Source organism: Paracoccus versutus, assembly GCF_000763885.1.
Classification (GTDB): domain Bacteria; phylum Pseudomonadota; class Alphaproteobacteria; order Rhodobacterales; family Rhodobacteraceae; genus Paracoccus; species Paracoccus versutus.
Map to the genome: position 1 here is coordinate 66,446 of NZ_JRKO01000001.1, position 21,149 is coordinate 87,594.

A 21,149-nucleotide genomic window follows, 5' to 3' on the forward strand; every position below is an offset into this window, starting at 1 on the left:
CGGTCGAGAGAGAGCGCTGCCCGGCTTGATCCTGACTTGCTCTCCCGAGGAATCCCCGATGAACATGATTTCCGCATCCGCGGCGGCATCCGCCACCGCGCCGCTTCCGTTCGACCATGACGCTGAGACCGCGGCCTGCGTTTTCACCGCTGCCGGTCTGCTGCTGCCGCATCTGGAACGCGGTCAGCGTGTCGACGCCGCCACGCTGCGCGGCGCCATGGAGGCCGCCTTCGGCACGTCCGATGCCGCCGGCGCTTGGGACTGGAAGACCGCCTATGATGCCTGCGAGGCGGCGACCGTCCTCTTCCTGCGCAAATACGGCAATGCACTTTTCCGCAAAGCCGGGTCTCCGTCGGCAATCCTGCCGCAGCTTACGAAAATTGCCGGGCTCCTGCCGACCCACACCCGGCGTTCCGAGGAAGCGCAGACCTTCCAGCAGTTCTCCACCCCGATCCCTCTCGGCTTCGCTGCGGTGACGGCGGCGGCGATCACGCACGCCGACCGCGTGCTGGAGCCCTCGGCCGGCACCGGGCTCCTCGCCATCCTGGCCGAGATCGCCGGCGGTGCGCTGCTCGTCAACGAACTGGCCGAGGTCCGCGCCGGCCTGCTTTCCTCCCTCTTTCCGGCCCTGTCCATCACCCGCTTCGACGCCGCCCAGATCGACGATCATCTCGATCCCGGCCTGATCCCGACAGTGGTGCTGATGAACCCGCCGTTCTCGGTCATGGCCCATGTCGAGGGCCGCGTGGCTGATGCCGCCTTCCGCCATGTCGCCTCGACGCTGGCGCGCCTTGCGCCCGGCGGGCGGCTCGTCACCATCACCGGCGCGAGCTTCGCCCCCGACAATCCGGCCTGGACGGCTAACTGGAAACGGCTGCAGGAGCGCGGCCGCGTGGTCTTCTCGGCCGTCATCGATGGATCGGTCTATGCCAAGCACGGCACCACCATCGACACGCGGCTGACCGTCATCGACAAGCTGCCCGCCGAAGACCCGGCGGTGTTCCCGGCAGCGCCCGGTGTGGCGTCGGATGTTGCCACCCTGATGGGCTGGCTGGCGGAGCAACTTCCGGCCAGGCTTCCCGTCGATCCCGGCCTGGCCGTGCCGGTGGCACGACCGACCGCGCCGCGCACCGTGCGCGGCTATGTCAACCGCGCCGCGCGATCCGCGCCCGACGCGCCCCTTGCGGAACCGGAGGCCGTGCCGGTCGCCTACGAGATCGTGGATTGGGAACCGGCCGAGGGCGGCCGCCTCTCCGACGCGATCTACGAGGAATACGGTCTTCAGACCATCCGCATCGCCGGGGCGCAGGCGCATCCGACCCAGCTCGTGCAGTCGGCCTCGATGGCGAGCATCGCGCCGCCGAAGCCGAGCTATCGTCCGGTGCTGCCCAAAGACATTCTCGGCAGGCTGTCCGAGGCGCAGTTGGAGACGGTGATCTATGCCGGCGAGGCCCATATGGGATTCCTCGCCGGGGCTTGGACGGTGGACGACACGCTCGACAATCTTGCTGCCACGCCGGAGGACGCCAAGGGCGCCGTCCGCTTCCGCCAAGGGTTCATGGTCGGCGATGGCACCGGCGTCGGCAAGGGCCGGGAATCCGCAGCGATCATCCTCGACAACTGGATGCAGGGGCGGCGCAAGGCGGTCTGGATCTCGAAGTCCGACAAGCTGCTGGAGGATGCGCAGCGCGACTGGTCGGCGCTTGGCATGGAGCGGCTGCTGGTCACGCCGCTGTCGCGATTCCCGCAAGGCGCAAAGATCACCCTGAACGAAGGCATCCTATTTCTAACCTATGCCACGCTGCGCTCCGACGACCGCGGAGAAAGGATTTCCAGGGTCAGGCAGATCGTCGAATGGTTGGGTTCCGACTTCGATGGAGTGGTGATTTTCGACGAGGCGCACGCAATGGCCAATGCCGCAGGAGGCAAGGGAGAACGCGGCGATGTCGCCGCCAGCCAGCAGGGCCGTGCCGGGCTGCGCCTCCAGCACGCCCTGCCGCAGGCCCGCGTGGTCTATGTCTCGGCCACCGGCGCCACCACCGTCCACAATCTCGCCTATGCGCAGCGGCTCGGTCTCTGGGGCGGCGAGGATTTCCCATTCTCGACCAGGGCGGAGTTCGTCGAGGCGATCGAGGCCGGCGGCGTCGCGGCGATGGAGGTGCTGGCGCGCGACCTGCGGGCGCTTGGCCTCTACACCGCCCGCTCGCTGTCCTTCAAAGGCGTGGAATACGAGTTGCTCGACCACGAACTGACCCCTGAACAGGTCCGCATCTACGACAGCTATGCCGATGCCTTCGCCATCATCCATAACAATCTCGATGCGGCGATGCAGGCCGCCAACATCACCGGCGGCGAGGGCGGGTCCGGCACGCTGAACCGGCAGGCCAAGTCCGCCGCCCGCTCGGCCTTTGAGAGCGCCAAGCAGAGGTTCTTCGGGCACCTGTTGACGTCGATGAAAACCCCGACGCTGATCCGGTCCATCACGGCCGATCTGGAAGCGGGACATTCTTCCGTCATCCAGATCGTCTCGACCGGCGAGGCGCTGATGGAACGGCGGCTGGCAGAGATCCCCACCGAGGAATGGGGCGATCTGAAAATGGACCTGTCGCCGCGCGAGTATGTCCTAGACTACCTCGCTCATTCCTTCCCGGTGCAGCTTTATGAGCCGTTCACGGATTCGGAGGGCAACCTGTCGTCGCGCCCGGTCTATCGTGATGGCCAGCCGGTCGAGAGCCGCGAGGCCGCGGCCCGGCGCGACGAGATGATCGCCAACCTCGCCAGCTTGCCGCCGGTTCCCGGCGCGCTCGACCAGATCATCCAGCATTTCGGCACCGACACGGTGGCGGAGGTCACGGGCCGCTCGCGTCGTATCGTCCGCAAGCGCGGCGGCGGCGTTACCATCGACCGGCTCGTCGTGGAAAGTCGCGCCGGTTCGGCCAACCTGGCCGAGACGCAAGCCTTCATGGACGATCAGAAGCGGGTGCTGGTGTTCTCCGATGCCGGCGGCACCGGGCGCAGCTATCACGCCGAACTGTCAGCGAAGAACACCCGGCTGCGCGTCCATTACCTGCTCGAAGCCGGCTGGAAGGCGGACGCCGCCATCCAGGGCCTTGGCCGGACGCATCGCACCAATCAGGCGCAGCCGCCGCTGTTCCGGCCGATCTCGACCAATGTGAAAGCCGAGAAGCGCTTCCTCAGCACGATTGCCCGCCGCCTCGACACTTTGGGCGCGATCACGCGCGGCCAGCGCCAGACCGGCGGCCAGGGCCTGTTCCGGCCCGAGGACAATCTGGAAAGTCCCTACGCCCGCGACGCGCTGCGCCAGCTCTATCTCCTGCTGGTGCGCGGCAAGGTCGAGGGATGTTCGCTCGAACGCTTCGAATCCGCCACCGGGTTGAAACTGATGGACGCGAACGGCATCAAGGACGAGCTGCCCGCCATCACGACTTTCTTGAACCGGCTGCTGGCGCTGACCGTCGAGCTTCAGGGCGTTCTCTTCAGCGCTTTCGAGCAGCTTCTGACCGCGCGGATCGAGGGCGCCATCGCGTCCGGCATCTATGACGCTGGGCTGGAGACGCTGCGCGCCGAGAGCTTCACCGTCACCGACCGTCAGGTGATCTACACCCATCCCCGCACCGGGGCCGAGACCAGCCTGCTGACGATCACCGAACGCAAGCGCAACCGGCCCGTCATGCTCGATGCCGCCCTAGCGGAACTCGACGATCCGCGCGCGAAGCTCCTGATCAACGGGCGCTCAGGCCGCGCGGCGGTGCAAATCCCCACCACCAGCGTCATGCTGGACGATGGCGAGATCGAGCGCCGCGTCAGGCTGATCCGGCCGATGGAAGCACACAATATCCCCATCAGGATGATGGGCGAGACCCATTGGGTCGAGGCCGACCGGGACGCATTCGCTGCGGCCTGGAATGCGGAACTTGCGGAGGTGCCGGAGTTCGCAGACAGCACCCTGCATATGGTGACGGGCTTGCTGCTGCCGATCTGGAAACGGCTGCCGAACGAGTCCACCCGCGTCTATCGCCTCCAGTCTGACGCGGGCGAGCGCATCATCGGCCGCAAGGTCTCCCCGGCCTGGGCCGCGAACGCGACCACGACCGGCATCGCGAAGGTCACGCCGAAGGATGCTTTCGCGGCGCTGATGGAAGGCCGGACGATCCTCGATCTCTCCGAGGGCCTCCAGCTTCGCCGGGTCCGCGTCATGGGGGTGAACCGCATCGAGCTTTCCGGCTTCACCGACACCATGCGCCAGCGTCTCACGGCATACGGCCTCTTCCACGAGATCATCTCCTGGAAGCTGCGCATGTTCGTGCCAGTCGATGCCAGCGGACCCGCCGTGCTGGCCAAGCTCTTCGACCGCTGGCCGGTCGAGCGCATCGGTGAACGGGAGGCAGCCTGATGCCGCGTCACGACGCCTTCGAACTGGCGACCCGTCTCGGCCGAGAGGCCGAGGCGGTCTGCCGCCACTATCTCTCGTCCGGCCACCGCGCCGGGCGATATTGGCTGGTCGGCGATGTGCAGAACACTCCTGGCCGCTCGATGTTCGTGCGCCTGACCGGCCCGGGTTCCGGCAAGGGCGCGGCGGGGAAATGGACCGACATGGCCACCGGGGAGCATGGCGATCTGCTCGACGTCATCCGCGAGGCGCTTGGCCTTGTCGACTTCAAGGACGTGGCCGAGGAAGCGCGCCGTTTCCTTGCCCTCCCGCATCCTGAACCGGAGAAGACGAGGACGCCGACCGGCAGCACATCCAGCAGCGTGCCCGGTTCGCCTGAAGCGTCGCGCCGCCTCTTCGCCATGGCGCAGCCGATCCACGGCACCCTTGCGGCGATCTACCTCAACGGGCGGGCGATCACCTCCCTCTCGGACACCACCGCGCTGCGCTACCATCCGAGGTGCTACTATAGACCCGACGAGTCTTCACCCACCGAGATCCGGCCGGCACTCGTTGCCGCCGTCACCGATCTTGCGGGCCAGCAGACCGGCGCGCATCGCACCTGGCTCGCCCCGGACGGTTCCGGCAAGGCGGCTGTCGAAACACCGCGGCGGGCGATGGGCGTCCTTCTCGGGCACGCTGTCCGCTTCGGAACCGCCGCTGAGGTTCTCGCCGCCGGCGAGGGCATCGAGACCGTGCTGTCGCCCCGTCAGGTTCTGCCCCGCATGCCGATGCTGGCGGCGCTTTCGGCCGCTCACCTCGCTGCCATCCTGTTCCCGCCGTCGCTGCGCCGGCTCTATGTCGTCAGGGATCGCGACCCGGCCGGGGACGGTGCAAGAGACGGCCTGGCCGCCAGAGCAGAGAGCCTCGGGATCGAGGCGATGTCGCTCACGCCGCTCAACGGCGATTTCAACGATGATCTGCGACGCCACGGCGCCGATGCCCTCCGGGCGCGTCTGAAGGATCAGCTTCATCCTGAAGACGTCCGCCGGTTCATGGAGAGGTGAGGTCGTGATCGGTCCCGGAGGCGCGGCCCAGCGTCATCCTCTGCCGGTTTCAGTCTTTCGCCATCGGCAGGTGCATCCATCGTCGGAGAGTCCCGCGCCCACGGCCTTCGGAGAGGGCGATCGGCGCACAAACGGGCCGGGCAGGCAATGGCCGGGTTTGGACTATTTTCCGCCGGCGGGGACGAACCCCGCCTTTGCATCGCGAAAGTCAAAATAGCCCACCCCCGGCCATCAAGGCCCTCGCGGAGCGGGCGAGGGCTGCCAACCCGTCCCGCCCGTGCGCTTCGACGCCTGCGAAGGCCGCGATGGGCGCGGTCTCCAGACGAAGGACGCTCCCGATGACGAACGAAACCTATTCCGCAGGCGACGAGCCGGTCCACACCTCCTCCCAGACCGATCACACCCTCACCGAACTCCAGCTCTACGGCTGGCGCCCGTTCCAGGACGAACCCGATCCGAGGCCGCTGCCCGAGGGCAACACCGTCGCCGCCGCCGTCACCGACATCTTCGACGCCCTCGTCGCGACGCTCGGCGACACCCGCTTAGAGCCCGACCTCGAAGAGCTGCTCTGGGGGACCGTCAATCTCTTCCACCGCGCCACCGGCCGGGTGGAGCGCGATCTCGACGACAACGAGCAGGCGCAGCGCCGGCTTCAGCGGGAACAGGACGGCAGCGAGGTCAAGTCGGTCGAACTCGAACGCCTCACGGCCGAGGGGCAGACCCTGATCGAACGGCGCGCCAGCATGGAACTCTTCCGCGACCTCGCGGCCGAGGCTTTCGAGCACCACACCGGCAGTGCCTGGCGGCCGCGCAGCGGCTCGATGGTCAACCATCGCAACCTGACCGCCGCGATGATCGACAGCCGCGACTTCCTTGCCGCGAAGCGCCGGGCCGAGACCGAGGTGATGCTGCCCGCCGGCCCGAAGGTTGCCGTGACTGGCGGCGCGGACTTCAACGATCACCGCCTGATCTGGGCGAAGCTCGATCAGGTCCATGCCAAGCACCCCGAGATGGTGCTGCTGCACGGCGGGTCGCCGAAGGGAGCCGAACTGATCGCTTCCCGTTGGGCAGATCACCGCAAGGTGCCCCAGGTCGCCTTCCGGCCCGACTGGACCAAGCACGCCAAGGCGGCGCCGTTCAAGCGAAACGATGCCATGCTGGACGTGCTGCCGGTCGGCGTCCTCGTCTTCCCCGGCACCGGGATTCAGGAGAATCTCGCCGACAAGGCCCGCAAGCTCGGCATCCCGGTCATGAAGTTCGACGGCGGCGCGTAAGCGCCGCCGCCTGGCGGCTTTCGGCCGCCGATACTTGACAAGATGCAAGGCCGCGCCTTTGATGGAACATCCTTGCAGAACCGGCGAAGCAGCATAGTCGCAGGCGGAGCGCATCTCCCGGCAGCCTGTCGTGATCCCCAACCGTTCTCTGGAGGTTTCCATGACGCTGATCCTGCTCGCCATCTCGCTCACCATCGCGGCCTGCGTGATCGCCTGGAATCTCGCGATCTATGCCTTGCCCGTCATGGCAGCCATCACGGCCGCGCAATATGCCTGGGGCGCGGGCGCCGGGGTCGTGATGTCCGGCCTCATGGCCATCGGCGCCGCCGTGCTCTCGATCGCGCTTGTGATCGTGACTCTTGGCTTCGCGAAGAACCCGGCCCTGCGGCTCATTGCGCTCGCTCTCTTCGCCGTGCCCGCCGTCATCGCCGGCTATGCCCTTGTCTATGGCATCACCAAGAACGCCATCGACTCGGGGCTGGTTCTCAACCTGTTCGGCGGCATGGGCGGTCTCGTCCTCGGCATCTCGGCCATCGTCAATCTGAACGCCCTCGGCGAGTCGGTGTTCTCGCGCTGAAACGGCAGACGCGATCAGCCACTTCTGAGGAAGGCCGGCAGCTTGCGCCGCCGAGCCCCGGTCGTTTCGCCCAAGACGGAAAAGCAGTTCGTCGCAGCATGTCACCATCGCACCCGGTCTGCTTCTCGCGGCGCTTGAAATGGTCTGCGGTGCGAACCGTGGTCCCGTGCGGTCGATGCCCCGCTGCATCGGTCCACGTCGTTTCGTGGGGCCTTCGCGAACACCTTCCTTGTCCCTTCACGATGCTGAGGGACCGAGCCTTTGGCCGATGAAGCAGGGCGGCGCCATACCGGACCTGAGAACCCGATAGCCTGTCCGATCACATCGCGGATGACATGGCCTTCCGGCGGCGGACACGACGGTGACCGGCAAAGACGGTTGAAGGAGTGCCATGCCGGTGGTCTCGGTTCGCATGGGGGCCTGCCTGGTCGCTGTCGCCAGCAAGGACGATGGTTCTGCTGTGCGTCCCCGATCTGCTTTCGAAAGCACCATCCCTCCGCCTGACTGATCCCCTAAGTCCGTTCGGCTTCCACCAGCAACCCCCGCGGCTCCCAGCCGTGTTGCCGCGCAAACGCGGCTGCCCGCCCCACCTGGGGCCTTGGGGGCAAGCTGCAGCAAGGGCGGCAGTTGCAGGAGTCTTCCGACGGCCTTGGCCGGGTCTCGTCGGAGGGACGGTCCCTCCGAGGAGCAACGGAGACCTACAATGCAGAACATCGTCATCCTCGCCGGCAACATCGGCCAGGCCCCCGAAACCCGCACCACCCAGGGCGGCACCGGCATCACCCACTTCACCCTGGCCACCTCGCGCCCCCGCTATTCGGAAGGCCGCGTCCTGCGCGACGAGAACGGCTATCGGGTCCAGGACACCGAATGGCACCGCATCACCTGCTTCAACGGCCTCGGCAAGACGGTCCAGCAGCATTGCGACAAGGGCATGAAGGTTCTGGTTCGCGGCCGCATCCACTACACGAAATGGACCGATGCCGCCGGGGTCGATCGCTACGGCTGCGAGATCATCGCCGAGACGGTCGATTTCCTGAGCCGGGCGAAGCAGACCCAGAACGACGACGGCAAGTTCATCGACGACGATGACATTCCGTTCTGATCGGGAACCCGAGGCCCGGCGGCGCAAGCCGCCGGGTTTCCCTCCTGCTTCACCGGATCGCGCCCGCCGCTTCTGGCAAGGTCCGGCGACCGAATCAGACGGGCATGGACGGGAGCGTCGTCTCTCTATCCTTGATAATTGCACCTGAATTTCGGCTGGTGCTCACAGCGAGAACGACTATTATAGTCGTAGTTCTGGAGTGCGTGCGTATCCCGGTGGGAGGTGATCATGTATGATCACCGCTCGCCAATCTCGGGCTGCGCGCGCGTTACTGGGATGGACACAGGAGACGCTCGCCGACAAGGCCCAGGTCGCATTGACCGCACTCAAACGCCTCGAATCCCAAAGCGGGCTCGAGGTGTTCGAGTCCACCCGCGACCAGGTGCGCCGCGCTCTCGAAGCGGCCGGGATCGTTTTCTTGTCGACGGATAAGGGCGAGGGCGTGTTGCTGCAACACGATACGGTCAACACCGACAAACGGTGAAACAGCGGCCAGCGTGATGTCAGGTTCTCGTCAAAAGGAATGGCTATCTTCCGCCGAAGATGGTTAACAAATACGTTACCCGAACGTGAGCGAATGATGGGCCGCGCGACACAGACATATCTCGACACACCACCGTCCAGCCAGACGCTGACGTCTTATGATCGCGAGCATATGAAACTCTACATGCGCCTTCTCGATGCCGAGCGTGATGGCGCCGATTGGCGCGAAGCTGTGCAGGTTCTCTTTGGCCTCGATCCAGAGTGCGATCCCGACCGCTGCCGCTCCATCCATGATACTCATCTCGCTCGCGCGCATTGGATGACCGAACACGGCTACCGCGAACTGGTCCGCGAAAGCCAGCGCAATTCCTGACGCGTGATGCGTGCCGCGCATCACCTGTTGACCATCGCCTGACTTCCTCAATTCAACGCGTGCGGGAATCCTGACCCTTCTCAATTCGTTTGAGTAGACCCGGGAGGCCGCGATGACCCCTGACGCATCGACTTGGCGTTCGTCGGCGCAATACGACCATCTGGATGAACTGACGGCATCCGATCTGGCCTGGGAATGGCTGCGCCGCAATGACGATTATGACGCAGATTTTGAAGCCTCAATTGCCGACCATGGAGACCCCCAACCGCTGACCGAACGGATCCGGCAGCGCTGGGGGTTGCGATTTCCCTGTCGATCCGCTGGTCCCGCCACCCGATGCGCCGGTCTTCTGGCTCCCAGCGGAGGACACAAGTGTGGTGGTGCTGACCGAAGCCCCTTCGGAACTTGACGACAGCACTGACGGCGCTCCGCCGAACTGGCGCCTCGACTTCTCGGTCGAGAACGCTGGCGCGGAGTTCCATGTCCCGCTTGGCAATGGGCGGAAGCTCCAGATCTTCGACGGCGCCATTATGGGGGACGCGATCGCGGTCGCCGTCGTCCCTCTCAGCCTCGCCGGTTTCGACCGGATCGAGGCCATTCAACGCTTCCTTTCGGCCCTGCATGGTCGCGCGATCCCGCCGGATACGCGCCTGACACGCCAGCAACGCGCGCGCCTCCGACGGATGCTGCGGGCCTTCGATGGCCATCGGGCCGGCGCGACGCAGCAGGAGATCGCGCGGGTTCTTCTGAACACCGGCCGGCTTGAGCGGGACGAATGGCAGGCGTCCTCGGCCCGTCATGCCATCAAGGCACTCCTGCGCGACGCCCGTTCCATGGTCGCCGGCGGTTATCGGAAACTCCTGCGTCATCGCCGCCCACGATAACGCGATCCTTTGCCCTGATGGTGGGCGATTTCGATACCCCCCAACTTCGCCCTGCAACTCGCCGCTCTTCCTGCGCCACCGTGGTCATTGCCCGCCGCTGATCCGCAGCGGCCGCTTGCAACCCCACGGAGGCCCGATCATGCCACATGAACCCGTCGTCCTGCCGCCGCGTTTTCTACGGACCAAGGAGGCCGCGACCTTTCTCAGCCTCTCGGCCCGGACCCTCGAAAAGCACCGCACCTACGGAACCGGGCCAGCCTATCGCAAGCTTGGCGGCCGTGTGGTCTATGCCATCGACGATCTTGAGGCCTGGACCGAGCGCGGCGCGGTGACCTCCACCTCCGATCCGCGCGGCTCCGTGCTGCCCGCCAAGCGTCATGCGTTTCCGTCCGGCCCGCAGGCCGGTCGTTACGCCCGCTGATCGCAGCCGGTTCCCTTCATGACGGTGCGACGCCGATCCCTTTCTGAGCGCGGGCAGCTCGACCTGTTCCGGGCGCTCCCCGGCGATTTCGCGCCACGAGACGCGCAGGATCTCATGGCCTATCCCTTCTTCTCCCTCGCCAAGTCGAAGCGCATCGCGCCCATCGACTTCGCCGCCGGCAATGTCTCCATCCGGGTCGAGGCTGTTCCCGATCACGGCATGGCCACGATCTGGGACGCCGATATTCTGATCTGGGCGGCGAGCCAGATCGTCGAAGCCCGCGACAGCGGCCTTCGCACCTCCCGGCTGATGGCCGCCACGCCCTACGAGATTCTCACCTATGTCGGGCGCGGCACCGGCTTGCGCGACTATCAGCGCCTGAAGGCGGCGCTCGACCGGCTGCAATCGACCACGATTTCCACCTCGATCCGCCAGCCGGTCGAAGGGCGCCGGCATCGCTTCTCCTGGATCAACGAATGGCAGGAACGCACCGACCATAGCGGCAGACCCGATGGCATCGAGATGATCGTGCCGGACTGGTTCTACCAGGCCGTCCTCGACGATGCGCTCGTGCTGACCATCGACCGGACCTATTTCGATCTCACCGGCGGCCTCGACCGCTGGCTCTACCGCCTGGTGCGCAAGCACGGCGGCCGCCAGCGCGATGGCTGGCGGTTCGATTTCCGTCACCTTCACCAGAAATCCGGCAGCCTGTCGCCGTTCAAGCGCTTCGCCTTCGAGTTGCGCGACATCATCCGGCGCCAGCCGCTGCCGGGCTATTCGCTGTTTCTCGAGGCCGAGGTCGGCGGGCGAATGCTGCTGGCCTTCGAGCCGCTCGCGCCCTGTGGAAAACCTGTGGATGGCCTCGTGCTATCGGGAACCCGGACTATCGTGCTATCGGGAACCGGAGGCTCGTGCTATCAGGAACCGAAACCGGGCTTAACACCCGGAACCCATTCAGGAAATCGCGCCCTTAACTTAGAGTCTAACAAAGAGTCTAACTTTGAAGAGCGCGCGCGCGATGTGGAAAACCTCATCCGCGACACCGCCAGAAGCCTTGGTAGAGCCGCTAAGAAGAGGGCATCCGACGCCCCGGCATCGCCTCGACCGGCATCTGATCGAGGCGCAACCGAGGCTCCTGAATCTGCAGAAAGACCCCGCCTGCCTCTCGATCTGCCGGGGGGGTGCAAATGATCATCGCGCTCCTCAACCAGAAGGGCGGTGTCGGCAAGACGACGCTGGCGCTGCATCTTGCCGGTGAACTGGCTCAGGGTGGCAAGCGCGTCACCCTGATCGACGCCGATCCGCAAGGCTCCGCCCTCGACTGGTCGCAACAACGCGCGCGTGAGGGCCTGCCACGCGCCTTCGGCACCGTTGGCCTGGCCCGCGACACGCTGCATCGCGAAGCGCCCGAACTCGCCCGCGATGTCGATCGCATCGTCATCGACGGGCCACCGCGCGTCGCCGGCCTCATGCGCTCCGCGCTGCTCGCCGCCGATCTCGTGCTGATCCCGGTGCAGCCATCGCCGTTCGACGGCTGGGCTTCGGCGGAGATGCTCGCCCTCCTGGCGGAGGCGCGCATCTACCGGCCCCAGCTCGTTGCCCGCTTCGTGCTCAACCGCTGCGGTGCCCGCACCGTCATCGCCCGCGAGACCGCCGAGACGCTGGCGGACCACGATCCTCCCGTGCTCACCAGCGCCATCGGCCAGCGCGTCGTCTTCGCCGACGCCGCGCAGACCGGGCGGCTCGTCCGCGAGATCGGGCGCCGATCACCCGCCGCGCGCGAGATTGCCGCCCTGGCCGCCGAGATCGGCCTGCTGGGGATCGGGAGGGTATCGGCATGACGATCCTTACCGGCGACTGCCGCGAAGAAATGCCCTGGCACGCACCCTACGACATGATCATCGCCGATCCGCCCTATGGCGACACTTCGCTCGCCTGGGATCGGCGCGTCGAGGGCTGGGTCGTGCTGGCGCGCGCCGCCCTCAGGCCGACCGGCTCGCTCTGGGTCTTCGGCTCGCTGCGCAGCTTCATGGCGACCGCCGACCGCTTCACTGACGCCGGCTTGCGGATCGCGCAGGAGATCGTCTGGGAAAAGCAGAACGGCACCGGCTTTCATGCCGACCGCTTCAAGCGGGTGCATGAACTGGCCGTCCAGTTCTATCCCGCCGAGACCGCTTGGCGTGACATCTACAACGACGTCCAGACCACGCCCGACGCGACGGCCCGCACGGTGCGGCGCAAGCAGCGCCCGCCCCATACCGGCCAGATCGACGCCGGCCATTATGTCAGCCATGACGGCGGGCCGCGCCTCATGCGCTCGGTCATCTACCTGCGCAACTGCCACGGCCGCGCCATCCATCCGACCGAAAAGCCGTCGGCGCTCCTGGAGATCCTGATCCGCACGAGCTGCCCCGAAGGCGGCCTGGTCGGCGACTGGTTCGCCGGTTCCGGCGCGGCCGGGGAAGCCTGCCGGCTTTCCGGCCGGCGCTATCTCGGCTGCGAGATCGACCCCGACATGGCCGAGTGCGCGCGGGCGCGCATCGCCACCGTGCTGCCATTCCATGACGGAATTTCGTCATGACGGCGCGCACCGAGAAGCGCTGCTTCGCTACGCGCCCGGCCGATCCCGATAGCTGGATCAAGGCCGGCGACGCGCCGCCAAAGCGCACGGATACCGCCGACGCCTATTCGGCGCGGCTGACCGTGGACATCACGCCGGCGCTGCGCGGCCGCATCAAGATCGCGGCCTTCCAGCGCGGCATCACCGTCGCCGACATGCTGCGCGACCTGCTGGCGCGCGAGTTTCCCGACATAGGGGGAGACCGCCCATGATCGGCATCGACGCCCATGACGGCGATCTGACCCGCGCGGAACTGACCTGGGTGGAAGGCAAGACCGAATACTGGATCAGATTCGGCCATGCGACTGGTGAGCAGATCCTCGATCGCAACCGGCGTGTTGTATTCTTCCATCCCGGCACGGTGTTTGCGTTCGTCCGCTGGGCGGCGAACGACCACGGCACGATCATTTCGCGCCTCGACATCCTGCGCGCGGTTGCGCCGGGCCAGTCCTATCAGACGCTGCCCTTCGTCCGTCCAGGCGGCGAAATCCTGCTGAAGATCGAAGGCTGGCCGAAGGTCGAGGCTGTCCTTCGCCATGTCGACGGGATCGAGGCCATAGGTGTCGATCCGGCCCAAGTCGATCCCGATCATTGGCGGCACGTCTCCCACTGGATAAACGCAGGCGAAGCGCCGCGTCCCTACACCGCGGAGCGTCATCAGGCATGGCTCTGGCGGCGGGAGATCGCCCCATGACGCGCTTTCGCTATGTCATGGTGACGACGGTTGCCACGCTCGGGATCGCCTTTGCCGGATTCGTTCCGACTGCGCCAAGGCTGGTCTGGAACGCATCGGCCAGCGTGCCGATCGGGTTCTATACTGTCGCACCCGACGACCGGATCGCGGTGCCCGATCTGGTCGCCGTCATCCCACCCGAACCCTTCGCCTCGTTTATGGTCGAGCGCGGCTACGTCGCACGCGACGTGCCGCTTCTGAAGCACGTTCTCGGCCTGCCCGGACAGCGCCTGTGCCGCGATGGCCGCGCCATTATCGTCGACGGCGTTCCGCTCGGCGAGGCGCGCGACCACGACAGCTTCGGCCGAGACCTGCCGGTCTGGCAGGGCTGTCGCGTCATCGCCGAGGGCGAAGTGTTCCTGATGAACCCGGACGTCGGCGACAGCCTCGACGGCCGCTATTTCGGCCCGTTCCCCGCCTCGGCGGTGATCGGCCACGCGATCCCGCTTTTCACCGACGAAGACGGCGAGGGCCGCTTTGTCTGGCGCGCGCCGATGCGGTGACAGCGCGTCCAGAGCGGGGCCGTTGAGCCGTCCCGCGTCTTCTCCACCGCATAGGAAAGGAGCCTTCCATGGCACAGATCGGCCAGTTTACCCGCACCCCGTCCGGCTATTCCGGGCGACTCCGCACGCTCTCGCTGGACGTCGAGCTGACCTTTACGCCGTCGGAAAATGCGGACGCCGACAAGGCGCCTGCCTATCGCATCCATCTCGGCGATGAGTATGGGCCGGAAGTCGGCGCAGGCTGGAAACATTCCGGCGAGCGCGCGGGACCGTTCGTCTCCGTGCTTCTCGACGATCCAGTTTTCCAGCAGCCGATCCGCGCCCGCCTGTTCCAGTCGGACGAAGACGGCCGCGACTGGGGCTTGCACTGGACCCGCCAAAAGAAGCGCGACGAGCAGGAGTGATCATGGTCACGTCCTGCATCCGTCCCGCCTCGGGGAGATGTGGCGCCCGCCGCCGCATCCTCCTCCTTCTTCTTTCCGGCCTGTTCGTCACAGCCATTGCCCCGCTGCCCGGCCTGGCGCAGATCGCCGTGATGGGTCGTGCCGTCGCCGTGCATCCGCACGGCGCCCATATCGAAGAGGCTTCGCAGCGGTTCGGCATCCCGGCGGCATGGATCATCGCCGTGATGCAGGTCGAAAGCGCGGGCAATATGCACGCCATATCGTCTGCCGGCGCGATGGGGCTGATGCAGGTCATGCCCTCGACTTGGGCGGAGCTGCGCATCCGCCATGCTCTCGGCCGCGACCCCTTCGAGCCGCGCGACAACATCCTCGCGGGCACCGCCTACCTACGCGAGATGTGGGATCGCTACGGCAATGTTGCCGCGATGCTCGCGGCCTACAATGCCGGTCCCGGTCGCTACGATGAATACCGCGCGACGGCTCGTCCGCTGCCTGCCGAGACGCGCGCCTATGTCGCTGCTTTGACGCCGATCCTGCTCGGCGAGCGGCCTTCCGGCAGCGGCTCGACGGTCGCTCCGCCGCCCGACTGGCGCGAGGCGGCGCTCTTCGTCGCGCGTGAAATCGGCGCTTCCGCTGCCGATCCCGCGTCCCCCGACCGCACGCCGGACGATGCCCCTTCGCTCGTCCCGGCGGCACCGGACGCACTCACCGCCTTGCAGTCGGAGGGGCTGTTCGTCGCCCGCGATGCCGGTGGGGACCGGCCATGAGCAGCGGCACCGCAATTCGCATCCCATCGGGCGCTGGCGTGTCATGGAGGGCGCAGAGGGTGGCGGCAGGCACCACGACCGAAAGATGGCGAGATAAAAGGCCGCACGGTGCGGCTGTGGCGGGCGGTTGTTTTTGTTCAGGTTTCCGGCGCGTCCCGCACCGTGCGGCGCTGGCGCGCACCGTGCGCTGCGCGCTCCTCTTCCTGATTTTCCTTGATGATTTGCACCGTGCGGGGGCGCCCCATGTCCGATGACAACGAGTTCCGCATCCGTCCGGGCCGTATCCGCTCGACCCGCGCGCAACAGGCGAGGCCCTTTGTCGCCCAGGCGCTCGCCGCCGCCCAGAAAGCCGGCGGACGCGTCTCGCGCTCCGGCAAGATCACCTCGGGCAACCGCTCACGCTTCGGGCGCGGTCAGCGCGCCAGCATCCAGGCCAACCGGCTTCTCACCGGACGCTCGCGCATCGCCGTCATCAAGACCCGCGTGGTTCGCCAAACGGCACGCTCGGCTCCGCTCGGCGCACACCTTAATTATCTGCGCCGCGATGGCGTGACCCGCGACGGGGAAAAGGCGCGGATGTTCGGCCCGGAAAGGGACGACATGGATGTCGGCGCTTTCGCGGAAAAGTGCCAGGACGACAGGCATCATTTCCGCTTCATCGTCTCGCCCGAAGACGCGGTGGACATGGCCAATCTGAAGGATCACGCCCGCGAGCTGATGGGGCAGATGGAGAAGGATCTCGGCACGCGCCTCGATTGGGTCGCCGTCGATCACTGGAACACCGACAATCCCCATATCCATATCATCCTGCGCGGCCGCACCGACGATGGCCAGGACCTGGTGATTTCCCGCGACTACCTCAAGGAGGGCATGCGCGCCCGTGCGCAGGATCTGGTCACGCAGGAACTCGGGCCCCGCACCGATCTGGAGATCCACCGCAATCTGGAGCGGCAGGTCGAGGCGGAACGCTGGACGCAGCTCGACCGGCAGCTTGTGCGCGACGCCGGCAAGTCCGGCATCATCGACCTTGCCCCGCTTCCCGACCGCCAGCCGGACGAGTTTCATACTCTGAAGGTGGGGCGGCTGCGAACCCTTGAAATCCGCGGGCTTGCCGAAGAGATCGGCCTCTCGCAATGGTTCATCAAGCCCGAAGCCGAAGCGGTCCTGCGTGAACTGGGCGAGCGCGGCGACATCATCAAGCGCATGCACCGTGCCCTGACCGAACGCGGCATCGAACGCGGCTCGGCCAGCTATGTCCTCGCCGGCGAAAGCCTTGACGTTCCCGTCATCGGCCGCCTGGTCGAGCGCGGCCTCGACGACGAGTTGAAGGGCACCGCTTATGCCGTGGTCGACGGCACCGACGGGCGGACCCATCACATCAAGCTGCCGCATCTCGACGCCGCCGGCGACAGTCCGCCCGGTTCCATCGTCGAGTTGCGATCCTGGGAGGACCCGCAGGGGCAGCGCCGCGTCGCGCTCGCCGTCCGCGCCGATCTCGATCTTGGTGCGCAAGTCGGCGCCTCGGGCGCGACCTGGCTCGACCGGCAGGCCATCGCCCGCGATCCGATCGCGCTGTCGGACAGCGGTTTCGGCGCTGAGGTCCGTCAGGCTCTGGACGAACGCGCTGAACATCTGATCGGCGAGGGCTTTGCCGAGCGGCAGGGCGGTCGCGTCGTCTTCGCGCGCCGGCTGCTCAGCACCTTGCGCCAACGCGAACTCGACAACCTCGGCGAGAAGCTCGCAACCGAGACCGGCATGTCCTTCGAGCGCGCAGCCAGCGGCGAATATGTCGCCGGCTCCTATCGCCAGCGTTTCGCGCTCGCCTCCGGCCGCTTCGCCATGATCGACGACGGCCTCGGCTTCCAGCTCGTGCCCTGGTCGCCCTCTCTCGAAAAACAGATCGGCCGTCACGTCTCCGGCGTAGCCCGCGATGATGGCGGCGTAGATTGGGACTTCGGGCGCAAGCGCTCCCTCGGCCTTTAGCCTCAACCAGAAAGGACCATCGCAATGTCCGCGACCAAGATCCTCTGGGGACAGATCACCATCGTCTTCCTCATCATCCTCGCCACCACCTGGGGCGCGACCCAGTATGTCGCCTCGAGCCTCGGTTATCAGGCGCAACTCGGGCCGCCCTGGTTCGTGATGTTCGGCGTGCCGATCTATTATCCGCCCGCGATCTTCTGGTGGTGGTATTTCTACGAAGCCTATGCGCCGCCGATCTTCGCCAAGGGCGGGATCATCGCGGCATCGGGCGGCTTCATCGCCATTGCCGTCGCCATCGGCATGTCGGTCTGGCGGGCGCGCGAGGCGAAAAACGTCGCCACCTATGGCTCGGCGCGATGGGCCGGGAAAGGAGAGATCAAGGCGGCGGGCCTGCTCGATCCCGATGGTGTTGTTCTCGGCCGTTACGAGAAGGACTATCTACGCCATGACGGGCCGGAGCATGTCCTGTGCTTTGCCCCGACACGTTCGGGCAAAGGCGTCGGCCTCGTCGTCCCGTCGCTGCTGACCTGGCCGGGGTCGGCCATCGTCCACGACATCAAGGGTGAGAACTGGCAGCTCACCTCCGGCTTCCGCTCGCAGCACGGCCGCGTGCTGCTCTTCGACCCGACCAACCCGAAATCCTCGGCCTACAATCCGCTGCTGGAAGTGCGCCGCGGCGAGTGGGAGGTGCGCGACGTCCAGAACATCGCCGACATCCTCGTCGATCCGGAAGGCAGTCTCGACAAGCGCAACCATTGGGAAAAGACCAGCCATTCGCTGCTGGTGGGCGCCATCCTGCATGTGCTTTACGCCGAACCCGACAAGACCCTGGCAGGTGTGGCCAAATTCCTGTCCGATCCGAAGCGCCCGGTGGATTCCACGTTGCGCGCCATGATGAAGACCGCGCATCTGGGCGAAGCGGGGCCGCACCCGGTCGTTGCCAGCGCCGCGCGCGAGCTGCGCAACAAGTCCGAGAACGAGCGCAGCGGCGTGTTGTCGACGGCGATGTCGTTTCTCGGCCTGTATCGCGATCCGGTCGTGGCCGAAGTCACACGCCGCTCCGACTGGCGCATCAGCGATATTGTGGGAGGCGATCAGCCGGTCACGCTTTACCTCGTCGTGCCGCCCTCCGACATCAACCGCACCAAGCCGCTGATGCGATTGCTGCTCAATCAGATCGGCCGTCGCCTGACCGAAGACCTGCAGGCGAACGCCGGGCGGCATCGGCTCCTTCTGATGCTGGACGAGTTTCCGGCGCTGGGCAGGCTCGATTTCTTCGAGACCGCGCTGGCTTTCATGGCCGGCTACGGTCTGAAATCATTCCTGATCGCGCAGTCGCTGAACCAGATCGAGAAAGCCTACGGGCCGAACAACTCGATCCTCGACAACTGCCATGTCCGCGTCAGCTTCGCCACCAACGACGAGCGCACGGCGAAACGGGTGTCGGATGCGCTCGGCACCGCCACCGAGATGAAGGCGATGAAGAACTATGCCGGCCATCGCCTGTCGCCCTGGCTCGGGCACCTTATGGTCTCGCGCTCGGAAACCGCGCGCCAGTTGCTGACGCCGGGCGAGATCATGCAGCTTCCCCCACATGAGGAGATCGTCATGGTGGCGGGCATCCCCCCGATCCGGGCGACGAAGGCGCGCTATTACGAGGACGCCCGGTTTCGCGAGCGCGTTCTGTCACCGCCTGAATTGAAAGGTCCCGAAGAAACGCGGCCCGACGACTGGACCAAGCTTCCGATCCCGGCGCGACCGGAAGGCGCCACGGATCACGGCGACCAGAGAACCAATGACGAAGATCCGACCGAATCCGAACGCCGATTGCAGCCTGAACTCAGCCGCGTAAAGCCCGTGGAGAAGAAAAAGCCCCTCGAGAACGAATTCGAGATCGCGCCGCCCGATGAAGTTGAGGAAGAGGCCATGCAAAATCGGCGCATGATCCGCCAGGTGCAGGGCATTGCCCGGCAGGTTGCCATGGACCCGAACGACGGCATGGAGCTGTAGCGCCATGGCCAATCTCCGGAAGAAGAAAAAACTCACCGTCTATCTGGACCCCGATGTCGAAAAAGCCCTGACCGAGTTTGCCGCGCGGCGGGACCGGTCGCAGTCGATGATCGGCGAGGCGGCCATCGCCTCATTCCTGTCTCCCGACGATGCCGAACGCCGAGAGGCGATAATCGCCAAGCGCCTCGATCGACTCGATCGCCGCATGGACCGGCTTGAACGAGACGTCGGCATCGCCGTCGAAAGCCTGGCGGTCTTCATCCGCTTCTGGGTCAACACCACACCGGCCTTGCCTGAGCCGGCGGCAAAGGCCGCGAAGGCCAAATCAGCGGAGCGATACGAGGCGTTCATCACCGCGCTCGGTCGCCGCCTCGCACAGGGACCGAAGCTGCGGCAGGAGGTGTCGGAGGATGTGACGGATCAGAGAGTTGAATTTGGCCGCCTTAGTCGTTGACACGAGTTCCCGCTCCCGGTTGGCTGAGCAGTAACAAGGATCCGCCGGAAGCGGCCTTCGCGACTGTCGCGGTCTTTGGGATTTTCGCGAATTATCCTAAGGTGATGGCTGTATATTCACTCGACTTTGGAGGAACAGCCTTGAGACTTGCCATTGCCAGCCTGTTCGCCATCGGTCTCGCCGTCCCTGCCTTCGCCCAGACGGAACCGCCCGCAGATTTTGACGAAGCCGCATGGCAGGCCGAATGGGACGCGGGCGACACGGATGGCGACGGCAAGCTGAGCCGGGAAGAGGCGAAAGCCGGGAATCCGAACATGACCGATGAAGTCTTCGACCAGATCGACACCGATGGCGACGGTTTCATCAGCCCCGCGGAAGACAAGGCCGCGCTCTTCGAAGCACGCGGCAAAACCACAAATGAATAGGGTATGGGCGGGGGCTTTTGGCGCAACGGTGTTTGTCGCGGCAGCATCCGTGGCAGGCGCGGAGGCGCCCACGTCCGCCAGACCGGCCGGGTTGCCTGAGAACTATGTTCCTGAAATCCCCTCGCATGAGATGGAGCCGGACACCGGCCCGCTTTCGGCCGCCCTACAGGAGCGTTTCCGCGACCGTATCGCCGGTATCTTCATCGAGCGCGAGCCCGATTTCCATGTCGTCGTCAGGCTAACGGGAGACCGGGATGCGGGCACGCTTCAGTACCAATTGGGCGAAGATCGGGTGCGTGTCGAAGTCCTGACAGGCGCATCCCATACCGTCGATCAACTGGTCGCCGCGTTGGATGACCGCCAGATGATTACGCGCGTTCTTCCCGATGGCTACGGCGGATATGTCGATGAGCGCACCGGATATGTGGTTCTTACGGTTCTCCCCGGAACAGAGCTTGCCGGTGGCAGCGAAGCATCCCTTTCGGCTGCTTTGGGCGTGCCGATCCGCATCATCGAAGGGGAACCCGCTACAATCGGTCCAGCACCACAGCAGCGGGAAGAGCGGTAATCCATTGCGGCCCGGATTCCGGGCCGCGACGTGTCGCAAAAATCAGTCGCACAATTTTGACTTTCGCACGCGACATTTGCGACAGAAATTCCCCTGAAAATTCAA

The 21,149-nt window shown here is 65.9% G+C and carries 23 protein-coding genes; all 23 read left to right on the forward strand.

Going from position 1 to position 21,149, the window contains the following annotated elements:
• Positions 1–58: 58 nt before the first annotated feature.
• The 23 genes from IT40_RS00335 (at position 59) to IT40_RS00440 (ending at position 21,044) form a co-directional block, all read left to right on the forward strand.
• A complete protein-coding gene (locus IT40_RS00335; RefSeq protein WP_012092617.1) occupies positions 59–4,414 on the forward strand; it encodes a strawberry notch-like NTP hydrolase domain-containing protein in 4,356 nt (1,451 codons plus the stop codon).
• Positions 4,414–5,457 carry a DUF7146 domain-containing protein gene (locus IT40_RS00340; RefSeq protein ID WP_036749060.1) on the forward strand — a complete coding sequence of 348 codons (1,044 nt, stop codon included), beginning with the start codon at positions 4,414–4,416 and terminating at the stop codon, positions 5,455–5,457. The genes IT40_RS00335 and IT40_RS00340 overlap by 1 nt, the downstream gene beginning before the upstream one ends.
• A 338-nt stretch (positions 5,458–5,795) precedes the next feature.
• Complete coding sequence (locus IT40_RS00345) at positions 5,796–6,731, forward strand: DUF2493 domain-containing protein (RefSeq protein WP_012092619.1); 936 nt, start codon at positions 5,796–5,798, stop codon at positions 6,729–6,731.
• A gap of 160 nt (positions 6,732–6,891) precedes the next feature.
• The gene (locus tag IT40_RS00350) at positions 6,892–7,308 is read left to right on the forward strand and encodes a hypothetical protein (RefSeq protein ID WP_012092620.1); all 417 of its coding nucleotides are present in this window, start codon (positions 6,892–6,894) and stop codon (positions 7,306–7,308) included.
• A gap of 703 nt (positions 7,309–8,011) precedes the next feature.
• Positions 8,012–8,413: a single-stranded DNA-binding protein gene (locus IT40_RS00355; RefSeq protein ID WP_012092621.1), complete on the forward strand. Its 402-nt coding sequence runs from the start codon at positions 8,012–8,014 to the stop codon at positions 8,411–8,413.
• A 232-nt stretch (positions 8,414–8,645) separates the two neighbouring features.
• Positions 8,646–8,897: a helix-turn-helix domain-containing protein gene (locus tag IT40_RS00360; RefSeq protein ID WP_012092622.1), complete on the forward strand. Its 252-nt coding sequence runs from the start codon at positions 8,646–8,648 to the stop codon at positions 8,895–8,897.
• Between the two features lie 93 nt (positions 8,898–8,990).
• Complete coding sequence (locus IT40_RS27130; RefSeq protein ID WP_012092623.1) at positions 8,991–9,269, forward strand: DNA -binding domain-containing protein; 279 nt, start codon at positions 8,991–8,993, stop codon at positions 9,267–9,269.
• A 112-nt stretch (positions 9,270–9,381) separates the two neighbouring features.
• Positions 9,382–9,678: a transcriptional regulator domain-containing protein gene (locus IT40_RS29835; RefSeq protein WP_012092624.1), complete on the forward strand. Its 297-nt coding sequence runs from the start codon at positions 9,382–9,384 to the stop codon at positions 9,676–9,678.
• Positions 9,644–10,153 (forward strand): DUF2285 domain-containing protein, encoded by a 510-nt coding sequence (locus IT40_RS27140; RefSeq protein ID WP_036749067.1) that lies wholly within the window; start codon positions 9,644–9,646, stop codon positions 10,151–10,153. The genes IT40_RS29835 and IT40_RS27140 overlap by 35 nt, the downstream gene beginning before the upstream one ends.
• Positions 10,154–10,292: 139 nt before the next feature.
• On the forward strand, positions 10,293–10,574 hold the full coding sequence (locus IT40_RS00375) for a helix-turn-helix transcriptional regulator (protein WP_012092626.1): 282 nt from the start codon (positions 10,293–10,295) through the stop codon (positions 10,572–10,574).
• An 18-nt stretch (positions 10,575–10,592) separates the two neighbouring features.
• Entirely contained in the window at positions 10,593–11,768 is a 1,176-nt protein-coding gene (locus IT40_RS00380; protein WP_012092627.1) for a replication initiator protein A, read from the forward strand.
• Positions 11,765–12,418, forward strand: coding sequence for a ParA family partition ATPase (gene parA, locus IT40_RS00385; RefSeq protein ID WP_012092628.1), 654 nt, complete (start codon positions 11,765–11,767; stop codon positions 12,416–12,418). The genes IT40_RS00380 and parA overlap by 4 nt, the downstream gene beginning before the upstream one ends.
• Positions 12,415–13,158: a DNA-methyltransferase gene (locus IT40_RS00390; RefSeq protein ID WP_012092629.1), complete on the forward strand. Its 744-nt coding sequence runs from the start codon at positions 12,415–12,417 to the stop codon at positions 13,156–13,158. The genes parA and IT40_RS00390 overlap by 4 nt, the downstream gene beginning before the upstream one ends.
• Positions 13,155–13,409 carry a hypothetical protein gene (locus tag IT40_RS00395; RefSeq protein WP_012092630.1) on the forward strand — a complete coding sequence of 85 codons (255 nt, stop codon included), beginning with the start codon at positions 13,155–13,157 and terminating at the stop codon, positions 13,407–13,409. Before IT40_RS00390 ends, IT40_RS00395 begins: the two co-directional genes overlap by 4 nt.
• Positions 13,406–13,891, forward strand: coding sequence for a DUF2840 domain-containing protein (locus IT40_RS00400; RefSeq protein WP_012092631.1), 486 nt, complete (start codon positions 13,406–13,408; stop codon positions 13,889–13,891). Before IT40_RS00395 ends, IT40_RS00400 begins: the two co-directional genes overlap by 4 nt.
• Positions 13,888–14,433 carry a S26 family signal peptidase gene (locus IT40_RS00405; protein ID WP_012092632.1) on the forward strand — a complete coding sequence of 182 codons (546 nt, stop codon included), beginning with the start codon at positions 13,888–13,890 and terminating at the stop codon, positions 14,431–14,433. Before IT40_RS00400 ends, IT40_RS00405 begins: the two co-directional genes overlap by 4 nt.
• A 68-nt stretch (positions 14,434–14,501) precedes the next feature.
• On the forward strand, positions 14,502–14,837 hold the full coding sequence (locus tag IT40_RS00410; protein WP_012092633.1) for a DUF736 domain-containing protein: 336 nt from the start codon (positions 14,502–14,504) through the stop codon (positions 14,835–14,837).
• Positions 14,838–14,839: 2 nt separating this feature from the next.
• Entirely contained in the window at positions 14,840–15,604 is a 765-nt protein-coding gene (locus IT40_RS00415; protein ID WP_012092634.1) for a lytic transglycosylase domain-containing protein, read from the forward strand.
• 243 nt (positions 15,605–15,847) lie between these two features.
• A complete protein-coding gene (locus IT40_RS00420) occupies positions 15,848–17,587 on the forward strand; it encodes a relaxase/mobilization nuclease domain-containing protein (protein WP_012092635.1) in 1,740 nt (579 codons plus the stop codon).
• 24 nt (positions 17,588–17,611) lie between these two features.
• Positions 17,612–19,597: a conjugal transfer protein TraG gene (locus IT40_RS00425; RefSeq protein ID WP_012092636.1), complete on the forward strand. Its 1,986-nt coding sequence runs from the start codon at positions 17,612–17,614 to the stop codon at positions 19,595–19,597.
• Between the two features lie 4 nt (positions 19,598–19,601).
• Positions 19,602–20,051, forward strand: a complete 450-nt coding sequence (locus IT40_RS00430) for a ribbon-helix-helix domain-containing protein (protein WP_012092637.1) — start codon at positions 19,602–19,604, stop codon at positions 20,049–20,051.
• Between the two features lie 140 nt (positions 20,052–20,191).
• The gene (locus tag IT40_RS00435; RefSeq protein ID WP_036749074.1) at positions 20,192–20,476 is read left to right on the forward strand and encodes an EF-hand domain-containing protein; all 285 of its coding nucleotides are present in this window, start codon (positions 20,192–20,194) and stop codon (positions 20,474–20,476) included.
• Between the two features lie 130 nt (positions 20,477–20,606).
• On the forward strand, positions 20,607–21,044 hold the full coding sequence (locus IT40_RS00440; protein WP_052095659.1) for a hypothetical protein: 438 nt from the start codon (positions 20,607–20,609) through the stop codon (positions 21,042–21,044).
• Positions 21,045–21,149 lie beyond the last annotated feature (105 nt).

Bases quoted from the DNA above. Each gene is read 5' to 3' on its own strand.
- IT40_RS00345 (WP_012092619.1), top strand. From the start codon at position 5,796: ATGACGAACGAAACCTATTCCGCAGGCGACGAGCCGGTCCACACCTCC.
- IT40_RS00440 (WP_052095659.1), top strand. From the start codon at position 20,607: ATGGAGCCGGACACCGGCCCGCTTTCGGCCGCCCTACAGGAGCGTTTC.
- IT40_RS00390 (WP_012092629.1), top strand. From the start codon at position 12,415: ATGACGATCCTTACCGGCGACTGCCGCGAAGAAATGCCCTGGCACGCA.
- IT40_RS00395 (WP_012092630.1), top strand. From the start codon at position 13,155: ATGACGGCGCGCACCGAGAAGCGCTGCTTCGCTACGCGCCCGGCCGAT.
- IT40_RS00350 (WP_012092620.1), top strand. From the start codon at position 6,892: ATGACGCTGATCCTGCTCGCCATCTCGCTCACCATCGCGGCCTGCGTG.
- IT40_RS00425 (WP_012092636.1), top strand. From the start codon at position 17,612: ATGTCCGCGACCAAGATCCTCTGGGGACAGATCACCATCGTCTTCCTC.
- IT40_RS00375 (WP_012092626.1), top strand. From the start codon at position 10,293: ATGCCACATGAACCCGTCGTCCTGCCGCCGCGTTTTCTACGGACCAAG.
- IT40_RS00415 (WP_012092634.1), top strand. From the start codon at position 14,840: ATGGTCACGTCCTGCATCCGTCCCGCCTCGGGGAGATGTGGCGCCCGC.
- IT40_RS27130 (WP_012092623.1), top strand. From the start codon at position 8,991: ATGATGGGCCGCGCGACACAGACATATCTCGACACACCACCGTCCAGC.
- IT40_RS00405 (WP_012092632.1), top strand. From the start codon at position 13,888: ATGACGCGCTTTCGCTATGTCATGGTGACGACGGTTGCCACGCTCGGG.
- IT40_RS00400 (WP_012092631.1), top strand. From the start codon at position 13,406: ATGATCGGCATCGACGCCCATGACGGCGATCTGACCCGCGCGGAACTG.
- parA (WP_012092628.1), top strand. From the start codon at position 11,765: ATGATCATCGCGCTCCTCAACCAGAAGGGCGGTGTCGGCAAGACGACG.
- IT40_RS00430 (WP_012092637.1), top strand. From the start codon at position 19,602: ATGGCCAATCTCCGGAAGAAGAAAAAACTCACCGTCTATCTGGACCCC.
- IT40_RS00340 (WP_036749060.1), top strand. From the start codon at position 4,414: ATGCCGCGTCACGACGCCTTCGAACTGGCGACCCGTCTCGGCCGAGAG.
- IT40_RS00420 (WP_012092635.1), top strand. From the start codon at position 15,848: ATGTCCGATGACAACGAGTTCCGCATCCGTCCGGGCCGTATCCGCTCG.
- IT40_RS00335 (WP_012092617.1), top strand. From the start codon at position 59: ATGAACATGATTTCCGCATCCGCGGCGGCATCCGCCACCGCGCCGCTT.
- IT40_RS00410 (WP_012092633.1), top strand. From the start codon at position 14,502: ATGGCACAGATCGGCCAGTTTACCCGCACCCCGTCCGGCTATTCCGGG.
- IT40_RS00380 (WP_012092627.1), top strand. From the start codon at position 10,593: ATGACGGTGCGACGCCGATCCCTTTCTGAGCGCGGGCAGCTCGACCTG.
- IT40_RS00360 (WP_012092622.1), top strand. From the start codon at position 8,646: ATGATCACCGCTCGCCAATCTCGGGCTGCGCGCGCGTTACTGGGATGG.
- IT40_RS29835 (WP_012092624.1), top strand. From the start codon at position 9,382: ATGACCCCTGACGCATCGACTTGGCGTTCGTCGGCGCAATACGACCAT.
- IT40_RS00355 (WP_012092621.1), top strand. From the start codon at position 8,012: ATGCAGAACATCGTCATCCTCGCCGGCAACATCGGCCAGGCCCCCGAA.